Here is a 22,009-nt window from a genome sequence, read left to right as displayed (position 1 = left end):
CGCTAGTTGGCGGCTGTGCGCGATATATGGCCCGCGCGTAAGCGGCACACGCTGAGCGGGGGGTTTCTGGGTTCGCGATCGTCTGCGGCGTGCAGCGCCCTCACTGCCAGGTGGTTTCACGTCGTCCGAATCGCGCATGATCGAACCTCTGTGGATTGACGGTGGGATGGTGTGGTGTGGGGGACTGGCGGACCGATCCGACGTTCGTGATGTGTCGGGCGCTGGCGGACGGGGCGGAGCTGGCCTCGTTCGCGGGAGGCCCGTTCGACATCCGGACTGTCGTGGCGACCATCCGGCCCGGGACCTTCGACGGAGCCGTCCTCGACGACCTTCCCTGGGGGAACTTCCCTCACGGGGAGAACGCCCGGGAGGCCGTTCGCCTGCTGCGCACCGGAGACGGGTCGGCACGTAACTCGATAGGTGTCCTGATCGGCATGTGCGCCGACGACAGCCGGGCCGCCGCCGCTCTCGCTGTTCCGTTCCTGATCCGGTTCGCCACCGACCCCCACCATCGAAACCGCGCCGACGCCCTCGGCGGTCTCGCCACCCCGGCCCGCGCCCGTTACTTCGGTGTCGCCTCCCGCGATGAACTCCTCCTTCACCGCTCCGGCCCCCAGCACGACGACTACGACGATTACGGCGTCGAGGTGACCGGCTACCCGGCGGGCTGGGCGGTGGCCGCCGCCCGAGCCGCGATCACTGCCGGAGCCCCCGTGCTCCTGCCTCTACTCGACGACTCCGACCCGGCCATGCGCATCGACGCCTCGTACGCTCTCGCCACCGCGGCCGACTCCGGGCATACGGTCCGAAGCGCCTTCGCCACCCGGTTCGCAAAGGAGCAGGACCCCCTGGTCCGGGCCGCCTTGGTTCTCGCCACCGCTGAGACCACACGTGCCCACCCGCACCAGCCGGCCACCGCGTGGATCCGCGAGCTGTGGCAAGACCGGGCACAGGCCCCCGAAGTCCGCGTTGCCGCCGCGATCGGCTGGCTCTGCCTCACCGACGAACCCGCTCTCGACGCCCTGCACACCACTGTCGACGCCTTGGCCACCGAAGAACGCGCCCGCGCCATGGACGTCCTGCCCTGGATGGCCGCCGCCGGTTGCGGTGAGCCGGGGCTCCTGCGCTGCGTCCGCCGCATGCTCCACCCCGACGAGCCCGAACCGTCCGACGACCCCTGGGCCTGACTGCCCGCAGCGACGAGCGGCCGGCCCTCGACCACATCGCCCGCGCACCTGCCCGCGTTCTGTGCATCACAGTTGTCCGTCGGAGCCAACTAACGCGCACGGTCACAGTTGTGACTGAGCGCCGTAGTTGGCATGTCCGGTCAACTATGGCGCCCGCCCTCTGTGTAGCTAGGGTTCCGCCCATGAATGATCATCTGATGGACTCGGTCCCCTGTGGAGGCGTGGCAAGACGGCGGACGCCGCCACGTCCCGTCGACGTGGTCAGGTTGGTTCCAGGGCTCGCCGCGTGGGCGCGGGACACGGTGCGTATGCACCCCAGGAGGGGTGCGCCATCGACCACCGAGAGCTCCGTGGGCGGGCCGTTGTTGTGGCCGACAGACGAGGCCTGGCCGGTCTGCACTCAAATACATCACAACTTCAGCGACGGCCTGCCGAGCAGCTCCCAGGTGCCAATGGTGCCGGTCGTCCAGGCCTTTCGCTCGGACCTGCCCCCCGGTGTGGTGCCTTTCCCGGACGGGACGGACGTCTTGCAGGTGCTCTGGTGCCCGTTCACCCATGAGTTTCCCCGGTCGCCGTGGCCCCTGGTGTTCTGGCGTGACTCCGCTACGGTACGGACCGCGCTCCCGGCGCCGCCAACGGATCCGGCTGCGGCCCGTCGGCATGTTCCGGCGCCGTGCGTGGTCCACCCGGAGCGGGTGACGGAATACCCCAGCTGGGATCTGCCCGAGGACCTGGCCGGCGAGTGGCGGGACGACTCCGGCGGCTGAGGGAAGCGATCCCGCCCCATGCGGCGCTCCCGCTGTTGTCCTTCTCCGACTTCGCTGAAGCACCGGGCATCAAGCTCGGCGGCTATCCGTCCTGGTTCACAGGGGAGGGTTGGGTGGACTGCGAAGGGTGTGGCCGCCGCATGGACCACCTGCTCACGGTGGCGAGCTGGGAGTGTGACGGAGCCTCGTGGCGCATCTGGCTGCCTCTGGAGGACCGGGACGAGGACGGCGGCCGAGCAGTCCCCGTAGACCCCACGGGCCTTGATCTAGGCGGTGTGGGCTCGGTGTACATCTTCGAGTGTCGCGTCTGCCCGGATCGCCCCTTCGCTCACTGGTGGGACTGCAGCTGACCACCGGGATCCTTCCGTCACCGACCCCCGCCTCGCCGCCGCGCATGTTCCGCGGGCTACGGAAGACTAAGGGCACAAGCCTGACACACCTCTGACCTGTGCGTATGTAACGCTCCGCCCGGATGAGCCCGACCCGTACAGCGACGACCCTGGGCCCCACAGCCCTGAGCGAGCGGCCGGCGTCGACCCTTGAGCACATCGCCCGCATGCTTGCTCGGATTCTGTGCATCGCAGTTGTCCGTGGGGGCCAACTATCGCGCTCGGTCACATATGTCTGGTGTCCCGTCTCACTGATTCCTAATGCCGTTCGTCAAGCCGCGGCGCACGCTTGAGGCAGCGGGCAGGAGGTGTCGGAGGTGCGCGGTACAGTCCGTTCATCCGACTGGGGAGGGCTCATGGGGACCGAGTGGAGCTTGACGATCGACTGCGCGTACCCGGGGAAGCTGGCCGCGTTCTGGGCGCTGGCGTTGGGCTACGAGGAGAAGCCCGCGCCCGCAGGGTTCGGGAGCTGGGAGGAGTGGTTCTCACATCATGAGGTTCCGGAGGACGAGTGGGATGACGGGGCGTACCTCTCAGATCCGGACGGAGTGGGCCCCACCTTGTCCTTCCTGAAGGTGCCGGAGCCGAAGGTGGCGAAGAACCGGCTGCATATCGACGTGCGAGTTGGTGGCGGCCGTGAAACCCCGTGGGAGGTGCGCTGGCCGCGCGTGGTCGAGGCGGTGGAGCGGTTGACCGCTGCGGGCGCGACCGTGGTCCGCGAGGACGAGTTGCAGGGAAGGCCGGATCACGTGGTGATGGCAGACCCGGAAGGTAACGAGTTTTGCCTGGTCTGACGGGATCGGTCAGACCACCTGGCCGCGCGCAGCGTGTCGCGTCCCTTCCTATGCGGCAGCCCTTGCCGGCGGAGCTGGCTCGTAGCGCCGTCCGTCTCGCAGGAGGGCCCAGAGGACGTTGACTCGACGGCGAGCGAGAGCCAGGACGGCCTGGGTATGGCGCTTGCCTTCGGCACGTTTGCGATCGTAGAAGCGCCGGGATTCCTCGCAGTGGCGGATGCTGAACAACGCCGAGGTGTAGAAAACGCGTTGGAGGCGGCGGTTGTATCGCTGCGGGCGGCGCAGGTTCCCGCTCAGCTTCCCGGAATCGCGGGGCACCGGGGCGACGCCGCCGAAGCCAGCGAGGCGGTCGGCGGTGCCGAAGAGAGTCATGTCACCGCCAGTGGCTGCGAGGAACTCGGCGCCGAGGATGATGCCCAGGCCGGGCATGCTGGTGATCACCTCGAAGGTGCGGTGGTCACGAAACCGGGCCTCGATGGCCTTGTCGAGCTCGGCGACCTGCTGGTTGAGGCTCATCACCTCCTTCGCCAGGGTGTGCACCAACGTGGCGGCCAGCTTCTCGCCGGGCAGGCTCGTGTGTTGCCGTTCGGCGGCCTGGACAGCGGTTTCGGCGAGCCGGTCGGGGCGGACGACGTGGCGGTTGCGCAGCCAGGTCTCCAGCCGCTTGACGCCGATCCGGCGGACGGCCGCAGGGGTCTGATAGCCGGTGATCAAGGTGAGCGGGCCGGTGTTGGTGAGGTCCAGGGCCCGCTCCAGGCCGGGGAAGATGCCGGTGAGTTGGGCACGGAGGCGGTTGACGGTGCGGGTGCGGTCGGCGACCAGGTCCATGCGGCGGCCGGTGAGGAGCTTGAGGTCGGTGACGGTCTCGTCGCCGGTGCGTAGGGGGTGCAGGTCCCGGCGGACGCGGACCTGGTCCGCGATGACGGCGGCGTCCTTGGCGTCGGTCTTGCCCTCGCCGCGGTAGCTCTCGGAGGCGCGGTGAATGGCCCGGCCGGAGATGTAGTGGAGCGGCTGGTCGTGGTTGAGGAGGACCGTGATGGCCAGGGCGGCTCCGCCGTCGGCCAGGTCGATGCCCCAGGTCACTTCGTCCCCCAGGGCCTGGACGTCGGCGAGGAGTTCGAGGAGTTCGGGTTCGTCGTTGGCGACGCGTCGAGACAGCAGCCGGCGGCCGCTCTCGTCGATCGCGACGCAGTGATGGTGGGCTTTGCCTGCGTCGATGCCGGCCCAGATCGCGGCCATGTGGTGCCTCCGTGCGGTGTGGTGCTGGTGCCTCCCACGGACGACCTCGCTGTCGATTCCCTACTTGGCGATCATTCGCAATTCCTAATTGGCAGCCGAGTCGTCGTGGGGCGCCGGGCGGCCAATCGATGGAAGCCACAAGCGGCAGAAGATTGAAAGCCACACCCGGCACCCCTGGGTGGGTGAACCATAGGAAGGGCTCACCGCCTCCCGCAGGACAACGTAGGGAACCTTGACTGATCTCACTGAACTTTGACCGGGCGCGCGGCCCGGCACCGTGGGGCCGGGACGTCGGGGTGGGTGCGGTTTCAAGCGGCTGCAGTGGGCCCGACATGCCCACAGGGTCCGGGACGCGTTCGGGGCTGGACCGCGCTCGCCGGGCCGGCGGGCGGTACGGCATGGGCGTGCTGGGGGTTGTCCACGCTCTGCCCTGTGCCCGGGGTGGTGTTGGCTGGCGGATGGGTTGGCATGTTCGGTGCTTGTCACCGGTAGCACGGTGGCGCAGTCTTGCCGCTCTGGGTATCGGATGAGCGGGGCGTCTGCGGCGGGGGCTCCGGATGGGGAGGGATGTATGAACAGGCGTGATCTGGTGGGTTTAGTGGGCCGTCGTGCAGCGCTGCGGTACCTGCTGGCTGGGATCGCTGCTTCCGCCGTGTCAGGGTGCGGGAGCCCGGTGGAGAAGGCGATCACCGCGTTCGCCAAGGGGTCCTGGAGGTTCACGACCAACACGGAGATCGAAGGGGTGCTGACCATCACCGGCGACGGGAGGTGGTCGGAGACCCGGTTGGGCCTATCGGGCCGGTGGGAGTACGACCCCTCTCGCCTCACGATCATCATGGACGGCGTCGACAGTGAGAAGGCGCTGAAGAACCCGTACCTCATCCCGTCGGTTCCCGAGCCCGCCAAGGAGGCCCTTTCCCGGGAGTACTCCATGAACGGCGGCTGGTCGTCCAGCCTCGGCAAGAAGGTGAAGGCACGCAGGGACAAGGATGCCGTGGTCCTGGAGTTCGAGGACTTCGAGGACGGGAGCAAGGGCTCCCCCGAACACGTCGAGTCCCTGATCTTCACCCTGACCCGCCTGAAAGGTGCGCCCTGACCCTGGCATGAGCGGCGAGGCCACCGTCAGTGAGACCGGCGACGCCCCCGAAGTACCGGCACCCGGCCGCTGGCCGCCGTCATGCGGCCTGAGCGCAAGACCGGTGGCCGGTTGGGGTCACGCCGCTGTGCGGTAGACCGGCAGCCGGTCTACCGCAGCGCTCACACCCAGCGCTCCTCCCGGGACGACTCCGTGCCGCAGTGCCGCCAGCGGCGAGGTCGGCCAGTGTCCCGTTTCGCTGAACCTTGACCGGTGTCTCAACGAACCTTGGCTGCCCAGGAGGCCGACGGTGCGCCGACCAGTAGCGCGACCGGTCAAAGTTCAGTGAGATCGGTCAAGGTTCAGTGAGACGGGACATCTGGTGGCACAGGGCGGTGATGGCGGGGCTGGTCACGCCCTGGGCCGCGCGGCACAGCTCGGCCATATCCGCGGCTCCCGCCCCGGGCCCGGGTGCAGGCCGCGCCGGGCGCCGCGGTGCGGGTGCGTGGGTGCTCGGCCGGGCCTTTGCCAGGCCTTGCGGATAATTGCGAAACCGCAGGTCAGACGCTTTCCTCAGCTCCTCTCAGGAACGCCCCTCGCGGGATTCGGGAACGCCCACGACATCGTCGCAGGTCAGGGTGGCCACCCAAGATGACTCATCCATACACCGTCGCCGCGCCTTAGTGCAGACGCCAGAAGGCCCCAGCTGAGCAGAATCCGCCCTCCCGTCGAGTGGCTGGCAGCCAGCGCTGAACATCTGAAGGGCCTCCTCCGGTCGCACGCCGAGGCTGACGGTGACCGCTTGCACAACATCGCCCTCCAGGTCGCGGCCAGATCTGTACGGCAGGGCGTCCTCGCCGTCTTCCGCTCCGCCGGGGCTGGCGGAAGAGCAGCAACCGTACCGGCCGGGTTGGCCGTCCTGTGGGTACGCACTCCTGGCCTCACTGGCGACGCCTGAAGTGCGGGCCGACCTGCACACCCCAATCTCCAAGCGGCTCAACAAACCGATCCTGGGCGCGCCGTTGGTGCGCAGCAAAACCAGCGTGCGCACCCAGACACAGACGGGATTGCGGTCGTAATACGTGAAGGGCGGGGGAAGCCCGAAGGCTCCCCCCGCCCTTCGCCCTAACCTCGCAGGCTGCTACTCGAAGTGAAGCCGTTCCGCCTTCTGCTGGCCACCGGCGTCGAGCACCACATCGAGATCACCTGTAGGTGCGGGCAACAGAACGTAGTAGACATCCCGCCCCGTCGACCCAGGTGCGAGCGTCCTGACGAATTTCCACTCCACCGCTGTCCCCTTGGACTGGACGGACGTGACCTGGTGGGCATGCTGCACAAGGAGGACAACCATCCATCGCTCGTCAGCCGCTCCAGGCCCGAACACCACCGAGACCGAGCCGCCGGATTGCGGTACAGCTCCCGCAGCGTCGCCGCATCTGCGCCCCTCGTAGCCACCGGAGATGGCTGCCTGTGCCAGGCAAACACGCCCCTTGGGGGTTTCCCAGAAGAAGGTCAGGGACGCCTGGCTGCCTGCAACTTCGGAGACCCCCGCATCGGTAGGCGCCTCACCGACAGTTGCGGCCTTGGTGAGAATGCTCACCTTCACCCGGATCTTCGGGTCCGCCGTCTGGCCGACCGGAGCAGGTCTGTCAGCCGAGCCGGGGACACTCCGGGACGGTGCCGCAGGTGTCGAACCTACTGAACCCTTGCTGTTGCAGCCCAGAATCAGCCCCGACACAAGAGGAACCGATGCTAGGCGGACGAGGCACCGCGTCAGGGGGCTCCTCACCACGAGCGCGATCCTGTTCGACGCGATCTGCGAGTAGAACTGGGGCTTCCAAGCAGTCACGTCGAATGTCCTCGATGACATTGTTATCAGGGTTTGGAGAGACGATCCCGATCTGCGCGCCGGCCCGAAGGACGGGGGCGCCGGCCCGAAGGACGGGGGCGCCGCACGAGCGCCCCCGCCGTCCGTGCCCGCGACTGAGCCGCTAGGAGCCGCCACCCATGGTGACCGGCAGGCGATCCGGCATCGTCTGCCCGTCGGAGTGCTGCAGCGTCACGTCGATCCAGCCTGTATGACCATCTGGGAGCGCCGCATAGTAGATGTCCCTCCCAGTCCCTTGAGAGCTCAGCCTCCTGACGAAAGCCCAGGGGACCTCCTTCCCTTCGTACTTGATGGACGTCACCTTGGCTCCGGGATCGGCGACGAACACGATGTACGACTCCGAAAATCCCATACCGGGGCCGAAGAAAGTGTCCAACCGTGAGCCCGGCTCCTCGGGCGTCGCCTGGGCGGCAGCTACGCACGCGATTTCATGTACACCACCTGAGACGACGCCCTGGGCGAAGCAGACCTTCCCTTCACCGGTCTCCCAGATATAGGAGGCGGAGCTCCCGAGCTGCCTAGCCAGGCTCAGCCCGCCACTCGTGGGCGCGGAACCGGACGCGTTGGCCTGGCTCACGAGAGCCGACTCCAGCCGGGCCAGTTCGGGTATTCCACCCGAGGGGGTGGCAGTGGGCGCCAAGGCGATCCGCCCTGGGGGCGCAGCCACACCCTGCTCATGTGTGCCGCAGCCAGCCAGCAGCGGGGCCGACGCTGCAATCAGGAACAAGCTCGCCCTGACCCAAGTCGCCATCATCTACATGTCCCCATTTGGCCGCATATTGTCACATCCAACTTGATCTGATTCTGGGGCTGGTTAGTGAACTTGTGACCCTGCCATGTGTGGACATCGAACGTTCCCCAGCTCTTCGTGGTGGTCCGGCCTCCCGCGTGGGTGTAAACCGTCTGATACTGCCTGAGGGTGCCGGACGGTACATACCCGAACAGCTCCCCCTTCTTCAGGTTCATCTTGCTGGACTCGGCCGCTGTCGCCGTATTCGTTTTAGCGTCGGAATTGGTCCAGGTGTAGTCACCGTTGAGACCAAGCGTGGTCTCTAGTATTCCCTCCGCCACAAAGGGAACACCCGCCTCAATTCCTGCCTTCACCGAAGCCGACCAGCCGAATTTGTCTGCGAACTGCTCCATGGCCATGTACATGGCGGCGTAGGTATACGTGAAGGTCACTTCCTGGTCTTCGGACACCGTGCGGACGTTGGCTCCGGTAGAGAAGTCCGTCCATGCGTCCTGGGAGGTCATTACCGTGGCCGAGTACAGGACATCCTTCCCGCCATCGGGCACGGTGACGCCGCTCGGCAGCTTTGGCAGCAGCGGCCGGCAGCCATCGCAATAGTGCGGTGCAGTAGAGGAGCCACCACTGCGCTTCGGGCTCGGATTCCGCTTGCAGTCAGGGTCGTGCCTGCATGCGGTTTTGCCCCGGGTCCAGCCTCGGGAAGGCGTTCCCCTCTGAGCCTGGACGATGGATCCGTAGTTGTTGCCATAGCCGGTCGGCTTCGTGCCGGCGTTGGTGCAGGTGTACATACCACTTGCGCACTCTTCGATGGCCTTGCCGGTCGGGTCCGAGTTAGTGAGGGGGCTGTTGTTGCCGTACTGGTAGCCGTTGTGCTGGCGAGGATCGTCCACCATCATCAGCGGGTCTACCGATAGGAAACGACCCAGGTTCGGATCGTATTCTCGTGCACCGAGATGAGTAAGGCCGGTGGCCTCGTCCTCAGTGCCTCCGACGAAGCCTCGTTCCCCCGGCCAGCTGCCCGGTGGCGTGATCCGTTCCTCACCGAAGGGTTTGGTGGCGCGGCGCTGGACCTGGAGGGTGAGGGCGTCGATGGCGGTGGTGCCGGTGTTGTGGTGGTCGGCCGCGATGTAGGAGAGCTTGCCGTCGGAGGTGCGGACGATCGTCGGACCGCCAGGGGCCGCGTAGTAGCGGGTGCCGGTCACCGTGTTGGTTGCGGTGTTGAGGGTGAGTTCGGTGGCGCCGAGGTAGAGGGTGGTCTTGCCCGGGTCCTTGCGGAGCAGGCGGTTGCCGGCCGCGTCGTAGACGTACGTGGAGGTCCCGGCGGCGGAGGTTACCGAGGCGAGTTTGCCCTCGGGGTTCCACGTGAGGGTTTGGGTGGCGCCCGCGGCGTCGGGGCGGGTTCGGGTGTTGCCGGTCTCGTCGTAGGTGATGGCGCTGGTGACGGACGGGCTGGTGCCTGTCTTCCTGGTGGTGGAGGTTGGGGCGTGCGGGCGTGTGGCGCCCGGGGCCGGGAAGGTGTTCGTGGTCGTGGTGGTCTTGGCCGCGTCGCCTGTGGGGTCGTGGTCGGTGGAGGAGGTGCGGTTGCCTGTCACGTCATAGGTGAAGGACTGGCTGTAGGGGGTCGGTCCGCCGATCTTGCCGGTCTGGGGTTCGGTGTTGGTGCAGTTGCCGATGCCGGGGACCGACGGGCCGGGCTTGGTCGTGATGGTGCCCGTGTCTGTCCAGGCCTGGGTCAGGCGGCGCAGGTAGTCGTAGGTGAAGCACTGGCCGTCGCGTGCCGCGCCTTGCGTGGTCGTGACGGAGGTGACGTCCCCGGCGGGCGTGTAGGTGTAGTCGGTGATGTCGACCGGTGTGGTCGAGTCCTGCTTGTCCAGCTGTGTGCGCAGGAGGCGGCCTGTGGCGCGGTCGTGGATGTTCGTGAAGCTCACCTGCTTCGGAACGTCGCCCAGGGTTGTGCGCTGTACCGTGCCGAACTCGTCGTAGTCGGTGAAGTTGACGTAGTCGACCGTGCTGCTGCCCAACGAGACGGGCAGGCCGTTGACATTCCGGCCCATGTAGAGCGTTTCCTTGGGCAGTCCACCGGCCGCTGGCACGTCCGTGGTGTCCGGCAGACCTGTGATGGGGTCGTAGGTGACGGACGAGGAGTATGTGGTGCTGAGGGCGCCTTCTCCTTCGGGGACTGTGAGTTTGGTCCCGGTCGACCTGTAGCCGACGTCGTAGCCAGTCGTTTCCTGTCGCCACGCCTTGCCGCCCACCCAGCTGGTGGAGGCGGTGGCCTGGCCGAGGAGCAGGGTGTCGTACTCGTAAGTGGCCACCTTGGGGCCGTCAGCCGTGTCGAGGTTGCGGGAGGTGGGGCGGCCGAGGATGTCGTAGGTGGTGACGGTGGTGATGCCGCGGGCGTCCGTGGTCGTGACCGGACGGTCGGCGGCGTCGAACGTGGTCGCCGCCGTTCCCTTGTCGGGGTCCACGGCTCGGATCTGGCGGCCGTGGAGGTCGTAGTCGTATGCCCAGCTATTGGAGGCGGGGTCGGTGAGCCGGGTCAGCTTCCCGGTGGTGCCGTATGTGTAGCTGGTGGCGTCGTAGGCGCCTTCGGGCTTGGTGCCCTTGTACTGGCGCCGCTCGACCGTGCGGCCACGTGCGTCAGTGATCACGCTGGTGGGTGTCTCGCCGGTCGGCGGGGTGGTGTCGGTACGGTCGACGCCGGGGTAGGCGGTGGTGGTGCGCCACTGCTCGATCGCCTTGGAAGAGAACACTGTCGCGACCGCGCGGCTGAGACCGTCGTAGAGGGTGACTGTCTGCCTGGGGACCGTGTTCTCGTCGGCGATGAACCGGGTTTTCACTGGGGCGGAGGTGATGTCGGAGTAGGTCGCGTTGGTTTTGAAGGCGCGGCCGAGGCTGTCGTAGAAGGTGTCTGTGATCAGGCGAGTCTTCGCCGCATGGTTCTGCGGGACCGATTGCGCCTGGACCTGGCGCCCGAGTGCGTCGAGGATGCTGATGGAGGTGGCGTACGTCCCGTTGGACCGGAGTGTCTGGGTGGTGACCGAGCTGGTGCCGGCGTTGGTCAGGTCGTACGTGTACACCGTGTTCGCGCTCTCGCCACGCGCCCGGCCGGGCAGCCAGACCGATGTGATCCGACCGAGCGCGTCGTAGGCCACCTCGGTCGTACGGTCGTTCTGGTCCACCGTCTTGATCTGGCTACCGCGCAGGGCGTCGACGGTGGAGGTGGTCGTCCAGTTCTTGGCGTTGGTGACCTTGATCGTGGTGGCGCGGGCCGGCCCGGCCGGCTCGTACGCCGTCGTGGTCTTCGCGCCCGCCGCATCGGTGGAGCTGGTGACGCGGCCGTAAGGGTCATAGGCCAATACTGAGTTGAGCGAGTACTTCGGCTGGCCGGCTTCGAAGCGGTCCAGTTCCTCCGTGCTGGTGACCTGGCCAGGACCGGTCAGGGTGCCGTGGGGCTGGCCGTCGTAGTAGGTGCGGTTTCGGCCGAGGGTGTTCGCTTCGGTCGCGGCGTTTGTGGCGGCGCAGTCGCTGCCCTGGAACTCGACGGTTTCGGAGACCCGGTCGAGCATCCAGGAGGCGGTGTTGCGGGCGTAGGTGGGGACGGTGCAGGTGTCGGGGAGGCCGTCCGCGCGGTTCAGGGTCCACGTGGGCATGCCGTAGGTCTCGTCGTACTTGGTGGTCTTCGAGGTGGACTGCCAGGTCTTGTCGGCGCGGAGAGCCTTGGTCTGGGTGGCGCCGTTGCTCTGCATCTGCGCGGTGAGGGCTGGGAGCTTCGTGCCGCGATTATGGGTGGCGGTGACCTTGGAGAGCCACGGCTCGGTCTTGGATACGGAGATGAGTTCGCCGCCGTCGGAGGCGAAGGTCTGGGTCTCGCGGACCGAGCCCGCGAGCGGGTTGGAGTCCTTGAGGGTGTTCCCGGTGATGCCGGTGAAGGTGGCGGTGCGTTTGCTGGTGTCGGCCTTGATGTCGCCGTCCATGCCGCGCAGGTAGAAGGTCGCGGACTTGGAGACCACGTCGGGGGCGGTGCCGGAGCGGGTGATGATCTGTTCGTAGCCGCGGAACTGGTTCCAGCTGCGGTACTTGTCTTCGGTCAGTTCCTCGTCGTCGCGGTGCCAGGCGGCGGCGCCGACGTACTCGTAGCGGACCTCCTGGGGACGTGATCCGCCGAAGGGGTCACTCAGGGTGACGCGGTTGACGACGTACTTGTGGAACCAGTCCAGAGTCGGGTCGTTCGGGGACTTGTAGTCCGGGTTCCAGTACACGGGGTAGCAGCGCTTGCTGTTCGAATCCTGGGCCGATGGCAGACCTGCTCCCGGTGCGCAGTCCGGGTCCGCGTAGCCGATGTCAGTGACCTGGCCGGTCTCGGAGACGATCGCGCGGATGCGGTACCGATTCATCGCGGGCCGGTTGTCGACGCTGGAATCGACGCGGTTGTTCAGCAGCTTGCCGTAGAAGATGACCGGCTTGGTGGGGAGCGTGGTCGCCCCGTCGTACCCGGTACGGGTCAGCGAGGCCAGCCACAGGGACGGGGCGGTACCGTCCCACGGCTTGTTCAATTCGTGCGTGAGCGCGTAGGAGTCGACGTTGTCGTAGCCGCCGGCGATGTTCAGGACCTGCGTGGTGATGCTGGTCAGGCGCTTCCTGGTCCAGAAGGTGGCGGAGTAGTTCTCACAGGTACCGGTGGAGGCGCAGTTCTGGTCGAAGGGGACGTCGGGCCACTTGGTGGCGGCGTTCTCCTTGGTCAACTTGTTGGGAGAACAGTCGAAGGTGGCGTCGGGGAGGCAGCGCTCGTCGGCCTTGAACAGCACCTGGGCGGTCGGCTTGACGGCGTCCGCGTCGGCCAGCTTCGAGCCGTAGGTGATCTTGAAAAGGTTGCCGCCCCGGATGTACGGGGTGAGGGTTCCTTCGGGGGTGGCGGCCGAGACGCCTCGCTTGTAGTAGTTGGTCTCGGTGTCGTACCAGTGGGTGATCACGCCGCCGAGCGGGTCGACGATGAAGTCGAGGTTCCAGCGCCAGGCCTGCTGGCACGAGGGGGCCTCGAAGGTGGCCTTGTGGCAGGCTTCGCCGGCGTTGTTGCCGTAGACGGGAGTGGTCCAGGCCGATTTGGTGGCCGGAGCGGTGGAGCTGCCGGGCTTGCGGCCGACGCCGAAGTAGTACTGGGTGCCGTCGGTCGTGGTGATCTTCCAGTACTCACCGTCGTTGTCGCCGTTGGTGGCGTTGGTCAGTCGTTCGACCTTCGAGGCGTCGTCGCCCTCCAGTCGCCAGGCACCTGACGTATCGTCGCGGACCAGGGTGGACGACTTCCCGTTCAGCGACACCGTGGCGTTTTCGCCGGCCAGGCACTGCTCGCTCGAGTCGGCCTGGCCGTCCTTGGCGCAGGGCTTGAAGCGTCGCTCGACGAAGCCGGGCGAGTAGTCCCAGCCCTCACCGATCCAGGAGGCCTGATTGTTGGTGGCGGCGGTGCGGCCGTCGATCGACTGCGAGCTGTAGGAGAGGGAGACACTGGGCTTGCTGCCGCCGAGTCCGTCGGGCACGTTGATCGGGTACGACCAGGCGAACCCGCCCGTGCTACCGCCGTGGCTCCATGTGCCGGAGGGGGCCAGGCTGGTGGCCCTGTAGTCGCCCGTGCTTCCGGCAGGGGCCGCAGAGGCAGCGAGGACGGTGGCCCCGTCCGAAACGGCGCTCACGCGCGCGCCCTCTGCGGTGGAACCGCCCTTGAGTGTCACCTCCGCGCTGAGTAGCCCGGCCCGGTCACCGTCCCTGACGGTGGTGACGGGTGTCTGCGTACGGCACTCCGCACGCTCGGGGGTGGTCAGCGCGCACTCCGGCAGCGTGACCAGGCGGGCGCGGGAGAGCCAGTCGCCGCCGAAGGCGCCCTGGATGTGCGAGACGTCGACCGAAACCTTGACCTGGCCGCCCGCAGCCGCTCCCCCGGCCGGGCGGACCGCCAGCAGCAGGCCCTGGACCCCGGCCTTCTCGGCGGCAGCCTTGTCCGTAATGTGCACGGCGGCCTTGCCTGAGCGGGGAGCGTTCTTGGTCGACGCGGGCCTCACCCAGACGGGAGCAGTGCCCGCGCGGCTTGGGTCGGCGGCTGGAGCCGCCGGAACGCCCGACGGCGCGGGTGCGATGAGCAACGAACCGCCTGGAGCCGCGGGCGCCACGGTACCCAGATCTACCTCGGACTGGGCGGCGGGCGGCCAGTACACATCCTTCGGGTGCCAGTCAGCGGCACTGTCACCCACCGGAGCCGGCGCCTCCGGCTTCGGAGCGTTCTTGCCTCGTACCGCGTCAGCCTTTGGCAGGGCGCCGGGCGACCACCGGCGCGGATCCTTGGGTTTCCACTCCACGGCCTGGGCAGTGCCCGATCCGATGAGCAGCGATAATGCCACTAACACTGGAACTGCGATGCGCTGTTTGATCTTCGAGTTTCTTCGCATCGCTCGAAGTCCAGCCGTTGGTGCCGACACGGCATTCCCCCCACGGTCGCCGAGTGGATCAATTGGCCTGAGAGCCTAGCCTGTTGGCTGTCCGCAATACATGAACCAATCCGGACAAGACATCTCGGCTCGACCTGCAAGGTTCCGAAGATTGCCTGAAAACCGACACTTCGCTTACGCGATGGCCGGATCGCGTCGATCGATTTATCACGATCCTGCGAAATAGTTCCCAGGAATACCGAGTTCCGAATTCACAATCACGGGCCGCCCGCCCGGATGGACTGTTAGCGTTCACGCCCAGTTGTCGGAAACGATCACACTGGGGAGTTCCCGTGGGGGGAATGTTACGAAGAATGCGACCGGCCCGTCGGCCGGTCGCGCTGGCGGGGCTGGTCGCTCTGGCCCTGTCCGTCACGGCCGTCGGCGCGGCGCCGAGCGCCGCGGCAGTCGACGACAAGCCGACGGCACCGGCCGCTCAGACACCGCCGGAGCGGCCGACGACCGAGCGGGAGCGGGCGGAGGACGCCGCGCTCGCGGAGGCCAAGCGCACCGGGAAGCCCGTGCCCGTGCCGGCAGGGACAACCGAGACCGACACGGTGGTGGCCAACCCGAACGGCACCCTGGGCCTGACCCGCAGCGTCGCCCCCGTGCGTACCAAGCGTGACGGCAAGTGGGCCGAGCTGGACGCCACCCTCGTCAAGGCGGCCGACGGCACGCTCAGTCCGAAGGCCTCGGTGAGCGGCCTGACCCTGTCCGGGGGCGGCACCGCGCCGCTCGCCAGGCTGGACCAGGACGGCAAGCAGCTCGTGCTGAGCTGGCCGGAGCCGCTTCCCGCACCTGTGCTTGAGGGTGCCAGCGCCGTCTACCGCGAGGTGGTACCGGGCACGGACCTCAAGGTGACGGCCGATGAGGGCGGCGGCATCTCGCAGATCCTCGTCGTCAAGTCCGCCGAGGCAGCCAAACACCCGAAGCTCGCCAAGCTGACCACCGGCCTCAAGGGCCAGGGCGTCACCGTCTCCGCCGACGGCAACGGCAACCTGAAGGCCACCGACGCCTCCGGCCGTACGGTCTTCCAAGCACCGACCCCGACCATGTGGGACTCCACCGCCCCCGTCCAAGCGCCCCTCGCCAAGCCGCCGAACGCCGCCGCGTTCTCCGAGGCGGCGACCACAGTCGAGGATACGGACGCCGAGCCGGTCAAGTCCGCCTCGGACAGCGAGGGCCCGGGCGACTCCGCCAAGGTGACCCGGCTCCAGACCGACCTGGGCAAGGACTCCCTCGCCCTCACCCCGGACCAGGCCTTCATGGCCGACCCCGCCACCACCTACCCGGTCTACATCGACCCGGCCTGGCAGCCCACCAGCCGCGGCACCCAGCACTGGGCCTGGGTCCAGGAGGGCTACCCCACCACCGTCAGCTACGACGACTACAGCGACACCTACGACCCGGGCGTCGGCTACCAGCGCTGGCGCACCAGGACGGGCCTGGAGCGCTACTACGTCCAGCTCGACACCAGCGACCTGCGCGACAAGAGCATCAAGAAGGCATCCTTCTTCGCGACCCAGTCGGACGCCGCCGACGCCACGTGCAGCAACACCTACAACGTGGACCTGCACTCCACCGAACCGCTGCTCTCCGACATCACCTGGAACACCCAGCCCCGCGACTGGGAGATCCTGCGCACCACCTCCCTCAACAGCGCGGGCGGCCCCGGCTGCCCCGACTCCACCACGCGCGGTGAGTGGGACGTACGCGCACACCTCGCCGCGAACGAATGGCGCGGCAGCCTCACCTACGGCCTCTTCGGCTCCAACGAATCCAAGAGCAGCAGCAACAACTCCTTCAAGCGGTTCACCCGCGACAAGAACAACCTGCCCTTCCTCTACATCGAGTACAACCGGCCGCCGTACGACCCGTGGGCTCTCGCGATGGTTCCCGCTCCGAAGAACCCGAACGGCAACGGCTGCGGCTGGGTCGGTGCCACCGGCTATGGCGGGTTCAGCATCAGCGCCTGGATCGGCGACCCGGACAACCAGCCCAACGACGCTCACCTCCTCGTCTACGACGCAGCCGGCGACGCCCTCGTCTACGACAGCGGATGGCGCGACCAGGCCACCGGCACCCACGTCGCCGCCGCGTACCCCGAGAACCTCCTGGACGGCCACACGTACTACTGGCGCATCCAGGGCGGTGACGGCGACATGGCATCCAACTGGGTGACCGGCTGCACCTTCTCCATGGACACCCAGCCGCCCTCGGTACCGATCGTCACCTCCGCCGAGTACCCGCCCTCAGGCACCCTGCCCGGCTCCACCAAGCACATCGGCCAGCCCGGCACCTTCACCATGAAGTCCACCGACACCACCAGCGGCGTCCTCTACTACGAGTGGGCCTTCAACTCGAACATCCCCGTCGGCGGCGCCAACCGCGTCGACCCCGCGGCCGACGGCAGCGCCGCGATCCCGCTGACTCCGACGACCTGGGGCACCAACATCCTGCGCGTCCAGTCCGTCGACCGCGCCGGCAACCGCTCACAGCAGCAGACCTACACCTTCTACGTCCCCGACAACCCGAACGCCAAGACCACCCTCGGCGACATCACCGGCGACGAACGCGTCGACTTCATCGCACCCGCCGACAACGGCGACCTCATCGTCTACCCGACCGCCATCGACCCCGCAGCCGGCGGCGTGATCGCTTCTGATGCAGCTAACAGCCCCGGCGGGCAGAGCTGGGGCGACGGCACCCTCATCACCCACCGTGGCGGCAACGGCATCCGCATCGACGACCTATGGGCTTACCGCGACGGGCAACTCAATCTGTACCGCAACTCCCTGAACGCGGGTGGTCTCGAGGCCAACGGCGGCCTCTACTTCACGATGGCCAAGACGGTGTCTGTCAAACGTCCGCTTGTATCTACTTGCACAGTGGCTGCCACAGGCGCCCCCTGTGGAATTCTCGACTACGCGTCAAACTGGGCGGGCGTCAAACAGATCCTCGCCGTGGGCGACGCACTGCCGGTAGCGGGTGATGCTCGCAATGACTTGCTCACCGTGGAGAGCGACAGCAACGGTAGTCGGCTGCTGCTCTTCCAGGGCACAGGGGGCACCGGCACGCTGGAAAAGCCTCTCGTGCTCGTCCTCAGCCCTTCAGGCTGGGACAACCTCACCCTCATCGCCCCTGGTGACGCCACCGGCGACGGCCTTCCCGACCTCTGGGCCCGCGACAACACCACCGGCGACATCTACCAGTACGCCAACGTCGCTGGAAACCCGGCAGCCCTCGGCGACCACACCAAGCGCACCAAGATCGGCTCAGGCGTCAAGGCGACCACCCACCCCGTCGTCGGCACCTCCGGCGACACCAGCGCCGACGGCATCCCCGACCTGTGGGCCCTGGACAATCTCCACCGGCTGCGCACCTGGGACGGCGTCGCCACTTCCGGGAAGGTCACCGGATTCCGCGCCGGCCACACCATGGGCGACGCCCGCATCTCCACCGCCCACTGGAAGCTGAACGAGGCCACCGGCAACGCCGCCGTCGACTTGCGCCGGCTCAACAACGCCACCCTCAGCGCCAGCGGCGCCACCCGGGCTAAGGACACCGTCGCGGGCACCACCACCGACGTCGTCGCCCTCGACGGAACCACCGGAACCGTCACCGCCGCTGGCCCTGCCGTCGACACCACCCGAAGCTTCACCGTCTCCGCCTGGGTCAAGTCCACGAAACCCACCAGTATCGTGCTCAGCCAGGACGGGCAGCGAGCCAGCGGCTTCATGCTCTGGCACGAGAAGGACGGCACCTGGCGGTTCGGAATGTCCAAGCGGGACGACGATAACTGGGACTACGACCAGACCGCCGTCATGAACGACGCCGCCAAGGTCCAGCTCAATGCATGGACCCAGCTCACTGCCACGTACGACGACCGGACCGGCCTGATCGCCCTCTACGTCAACGGCACCCTCGCCGGCACCGGCCACCACGCCAAGGCCAACACGTGGAACGCCACCGGCCCCCTGGTCCTCGGCCGCTACAAACTCCAGGGCCAGCCAGAAGTCCGCTCCTACCTCGAAGGCAGGATCAGCAACGTCTCCGTGTACAACCACTCCACCGTCCCCTCCGCAGCCAGCACCACCCTGATCTCGGCACTAAGCAGCACCAAGTGCGTTGACGACAACTTCGGGCACACGGACGACGGCACACGCATCCAGATCTGGGACTGCAACGCCGACCCAGGCGCCTCGCAGCTGTTCGACGTCCGTGAGAACGGTGAACTCCGCATCCTGGGCAAGTGCGTGGATGCCACACGCAACGGCACCGATAACGGCACCCTGGTCCAGCTCTGGACCTGCAACGGCTTGGGGGCCCAGCAGTGGCTTCCCACCGCCACCAGCGGCTTCTACAACCCGGTATCCGGCCGCTGCCTCGACGTGCCATTCGGCCGCACCGACAACGGCACACAACTCCAGCTGTGGGACTGCAACTACGGCAACAACCAACGCTGGCACGCCCCCGGCCTCGCCACACCCCTGGGAGCCGCCAGCTGACCCCAAACGCCTGACCCACGGGCCCGCCATCTCCGAAACCCCGGAGGTGGCGGGCCCACGTCTACTCAGGGTGGGAGCCTTGCGCGCGCTGTGACATCTCCCCAGCCGCCAGCCTCGATCCGATCACTTCGCCCTGCGCGCCCGCCGGCTCTCCGAACCGCCCCGCCACCCTTGTTCGACCGCACTCCAGTCATCCGCAGCCGGCCCTCCCTCGCCTCCTGGAGATGACCTTCACCATCTCCGGTTTCGCCATGCATGCAGTCGTCACTGACCTGAGTACCTGTTCCCGAACCTCAACCGTGCGGCCTGACGTAGGGAGCGCGGGCCTTGGTGAGCACTGCAGGTGGCCCGCAGGGTAGTGCGCTTGTCGACAGGCCGGCGGACCCGAGTAGCTGGCTGTTGGACGCATTCCGCCCCAGCCACCCCTGCCTGCGCTCCTCCCAGGAACCGGCAGGAGCGCAGGCAGGGGTGGTCCGAGGCTGTCTAGTCTTGGCGGGCGCCCTGGATGATCCGGCCGACGATGGCCGAGGCCTGCTCCGGGTGCCTCTCCAGCCATGTGCCGAGGTGTTCCCGTACGGCATCGGCGACGCTGGTGCGCACTGCGGCGCCGTCCAGTACGCCGCGCGTGGAGCCCGAGAACTCGGGCCTGTCCAGCTTGACCGACACGACCGCCGTCAGCCTGTGGCCGATCTGGTCGATGCTGAGGTCGGGGGCTGCCTCCGCCAGGAGCCCCCGCTCCCGAACATACGCGTTGACCGAGGCCGCCGCCCCGTCGCGGAATCCTGCCATGTGCGTGCCGCCGTGGGGTGTGGGCTCGCTGTTGGCGTAGCCCTGGAGCCGCTCCCCGGGGGCGTCACGCCACCGCAGGGCCACCTCGACCGTTCCGGCGATCTGCGGGTCTTCGTGCTCGAAGCCGATGACGTCCTGGTCAACGGACTCTCCTGCCTGCGCGTCGAGGAACGCGACAAAGTCCCGAGCCCCGCCCGGGAACCGGTACCGCACCGATCGGGACCGGCCCGATGGGCGTTCGTCGGTCAGCGCGATGTCCAGATCCCGGTTGAGGAAGGCCAGTTCCCGGAAGCGCTCTGCCAGCACCGCGAACGAGCACTCCGTCGTCTCGAAGATGTCGGTGTCGGGCCAGAAGGCGATGGTGGTCCCGCTTCTGGTCGTCGGTCCTGCGCTGGTGGGCGGGGCGAGCGCGACGCCCCGTGCGTACTCCTGGACCCAGTGGACTCCATCGCGCCGCACCTCGGCTGTCAGGCGGCTCGACAAGGCGTTGGTGACACAGGGCCCGATGCCGAAGAGGCTCATGGCCACAGCGTGGCGGCCGCCCGGCTCTGCGACCCCGGGGTGCATGCGGGTGAGCAGGGCTTCGAGGCCGGGACCGCTGGTGTCTCCGGCTGCCTCGACGGGGACACCGGGCCCGTCGTCGGCGACACGTACGCCGCCGTCGGACGTGAGGGTGACCTCGACGGCGCTGGCACGGCCGGCCAGAACTTCGTTCACCGCCCGTTCGGCGACATCGAACACAATCTGGTGCAGGCCACGCTGGCTGGTCGAGCCGACGTACATTCCAGGCCGCTTCCGAACAGCTTCCAACCCCTCCAGCACCTCGATGAGGCTGGCGTCGTACGGGTTGTCGTTGTCACTCATCAAGTCCCCCCAATGGCGTCTCCAGCGGAGCCCCCAGCCTAGGCCGATCTCTGAAAAACACCAGGTCAGAGCCTATTCCCCAACGGCGTGAACGGGCGGGTGAGCACCTGCTTGGAGAAGGTCGGCCCAAGGATCGCGCACCACTGTCGGAGGCCAGCCGGGGGCCTGCGGAGACCGCGCCAGACCCAATTTCCGGCGACCCCGAGGCCCCCAATTTGAGAGGCTGACGAGCCGTGAAGCTCCGTGCGAGGGTTCGCGAGTCGGAACGCGCGGTTGGCGTGCGCGGTCAGTCCCGGTGGGCCTCGCGTGAGGCGGGCTGGCCGGTCCGGCGGGACGTGCGGCGGGTGATGCGTCTGGTCATGAGGGTGATCGCAGCCCAGGTGATCAGTGATTCGGAGTGTTGGACTAGGCGTTCGTAGTCGCGGGCGTGTCTGCGGGCGTGCATAACCCAGGCGAGTGACCTTTCGACCACCCAGCGGCGGGGCAAGACGACGAACCCGACGGCGTTCTTCGGTCGGCTGACGGTCTTCACCGTCAGGTTCAGGTACTTCTTCGCCCAGCTCACGAGTTGTCCGGCGTAGGCGGAGTCGGCCCAGACGATCGTGATCTCGGGGTGCATGAGCCGCAGCCGGAACAGGACCTCCTTGGCCGCATCGCGGTCGGTCATGTCGGCTGGGGTGACCATGACGAACAGCGGCAGGCCTTTCGTGTCCACGACGAGATGCCGCTTCCTGCCGTTGATCTTTTTAGCGGCGTCGTAGCCGCGCGAGTCCTTGCCGACGGTCTCGGCGGCCTTCACGGACTGCGAGTCGATGATGGTGGCGACCGCTCCTGGTGAACGCCCCATGTCCCGGCGGACACGTTTGCGGAGCTGGTCGCGGATCTGCCCGATCACCCCGGCCGCAGCCCAGCGGGCCATCGCGTTGTAACAGGTCCGCCATGGCGGATAGTCCTTGGGAAGGGCCCTCCACTTGCAGCCGGTGTCAACGACGTAGCGGATCGCGTCCACGATCTCGCGCCGCGGGTGCTTCTCCGGCCGCCCGCCGCGAGGGGTCTTGCAGGCCGGGACAGGCAGCAGGGGTTCGATCAGGTCCCATTCGTCGTCGTAGGTGTCCGAGGGGTAGCAGCGGCGCCGGGCCAAGGTCTGCTCCCTTCACGAGTGGTGGGGGGGGGGGGGGCGCGGCCCCCCCCCCCCCCCCCCAAAAAAGATGTGTAAGAACAGTAACAACACCCACAGAGAGCGAAAAAATAAGAAGAAAAGAATATGGAACGCAAAAAACACCCC

General features: G+C 67.5%; 10 protein-coding genes. 4 read left to right on the top strand and 6 right to left on the bottom strand.

Translation table 11 applies throughout. The features are described 5' to 3' along the window. The first annotated feature begins 176 nt into the window (after window positions 1-176). Together ACFV9H_RS31890 and ACFV9H_RS31885 are read left to right on the top strand one after the other, a co-directional pair. Complete coding sequence (locus ACFV9H_RS31890) at window positions 177-1,187, top strand: hypothetical protein (RefSeq protein ID WP_385405092.1); 1,011 nt, start codon at window positions 177-179, stop codon at window positions 1,185-1,187. A 1,512-nt stretch (window positions 1,188-2,699) separates the two neighbouring features. Continuing rightward, a complete protein-coding gene (locus tag ACFV9H_RS31885; RefSeq protein WP_190094249.1) occupies window positions 2,700-3,137 on the top strand; it encodes a VOC family protein in 438 nt (145 codons plus the stop codon). Between the two features lie 48 nt (window positions 3,138-3,185). Here ACFV9H_RS31885 and ACFV9H_RS31880 read toward each other — a convergent pair whose 3' ends face one another. Further along, complete coding sequence (locus ACFV9H_RS31880) at window positions 3,186-4,376, bottom strand: IS110 family transposase (protein WP_385405089.1); 1,191 nt, start codon at window positions 4,374-4,376, stop codon at window positions 3,186-3,188. Between the two features lie 673 nt (window positions 4,377-5,049). Here ACFV9H_RS31880 and ACFV9H_RS31875 point away from each other — a divergent pair. Beyond that, window positions 5,050-5,472: a hypothetical protein gene (locus ACFV9H_RS31875; protein WP_385405086.1), complete on the top strand. Its 423-nt coding sequence runs from the start codon at window positions 5,050-5,052 to the stop codon at window positions 5,470-5,472. A gap of 1,120 nt (window positions 5,473-6,592) precedes the next feature. Here ACFV9H_RS31875 and ACFV9H_RS31870 read toward each other — a convergent pair. From ACFV9H_RS31870 to ACFV9H_RS31860, 3 genes are all read right to left on the bottom strand, one after another. Next, the gene (locus ACFV9H_RS31870) at window positions 6,593-7,300 is read right to left on the bottom strand and encodes a hypothetical protein (RefSeq protein ID WP_385405085.1); all 708 of its coding nucleotides are present in this window, start codon (window positions 7,298-7,300) and stop codon (window positions 6,593-6,595) included. Between the two features lie 142 nt (window positions 7,301-7,442). Further along, window positions 7,443-7,916, bottom strand: coding sequence for a hypothetical protein (locus tag ACFV9H_RS31865; RefSeq protein WP_385405083.1), 474 nt, complete (start codon window positions 7,914-7,916; stop codon window positions 7,443-7,445). Between the two features lie 173 nt (window positions 7,917-8,089). Next, window positions 8,090-14,092 (bottom strand): RHS repeat-associated core domain-containing protein, encoded by a 6,003-nt coding sequence (locus ACFV9H_RS31860; RefSeq protein WP_385405080.1) that lies wholly within the window; start codon window positions 14,090-14,092, stop codon window positions 8,090-8,092. Between the two features lie 785 nt (window positions 14,093-14,877). Here ACFV9H_RS31860 and ACFV9H_RS31855 point away from each other — a divergent pair. Next, complete coding sequence (locus tag ACFV9H_RS31855; protein WP_385405079.1) at window positions 14,878-19,071, top strand: ricin-type beta-trefoil lectin domain protein; 4,194 nt, start codon at window positions 14,878-14,880, stop codon at window positions 19,069-19,071. Window positions 19,072-19,554: 483 nt separating this feature from the next. Here ACFV9H_RS31855 and ACFV9H_RS31850 read toward each other — a convergent pair whose 3' ends face one another. Together ACFV9H_RS31850 and ACFV9H_RS31845 are read right to left on the bottom strand one after the other, a co-directional pair. Further along, complete coding sequence (locus ACFV9H_RS31850; RefSeq protein ID WP_385405076.1) at window positions 19,555-20,724, bottom strand: DNA gyrase subunit B; 1,170 nt, start codon at window positions 20,722-20,724, stop codon at window positions 19,555-19,557. A gap of 286 nt (window positions 20,725-21,010) precedes the next feature. Beyond that, window positions 21,011-21,865, bottom strand: coding sequence for an IS5 family transposase (locus ACFV9H_RS31845; RefSeq protein ID WP_385405074.1), 855 nt, complete (start codon window positions 21,863-21,865; stop codon window positions 21,011-21,013). Window positions 21,866-22,009 lie beyond the last annotated feature (144 nt).

This window comes from Streptomyces sp. NPDC059874 (assembly GCF_042731135.1).
Taxonomy (GTDB): Bacteria; Actinomycetota; Actinomycetes; order Streptomycetales; family Streptomycetaceae; genus Streptomyces.
Note: the sequence above shows the minus strand (reverse complement) of the source record. Positions and strands in the feature narration are given on the sequence as shown.

What these genes read in the sequence shown, in the direction of transcription:
- ACFV9H_RS31885 (WP_190094249.1), top strand. Translation starts at nt 2,700, where the DNA reads ATGGGGACCGAGTGGAGCTTGACGATCGACTGCGCGTACCCGGGGAAG.
- ACFV9H_RS31880 (WP_385405089.1), bottom strand. Translation starts at nt 4,376, where the DNA reads ATGGCCGCGATCTGGGCCGGCATCGACGCAGGCAAAGCCCACCATCAC.
- ACFV9H_RS31850 (WP_385405076.1), bottom strand. Translation starts at nt 20,724, where the DNA reads ATGAGTGACAACGACAACCCGTACGACGCCAGCCTCATCGAGGTGCTG.
- ACFV9H_RS31855 (WP_385405079.1), top strand. Translation starts at nt 14,878, where the DNA reads ATGCGACCGGCCCGTCGGCCGGTCGCGCTGGCGGGGCTGGTCGCTCTG.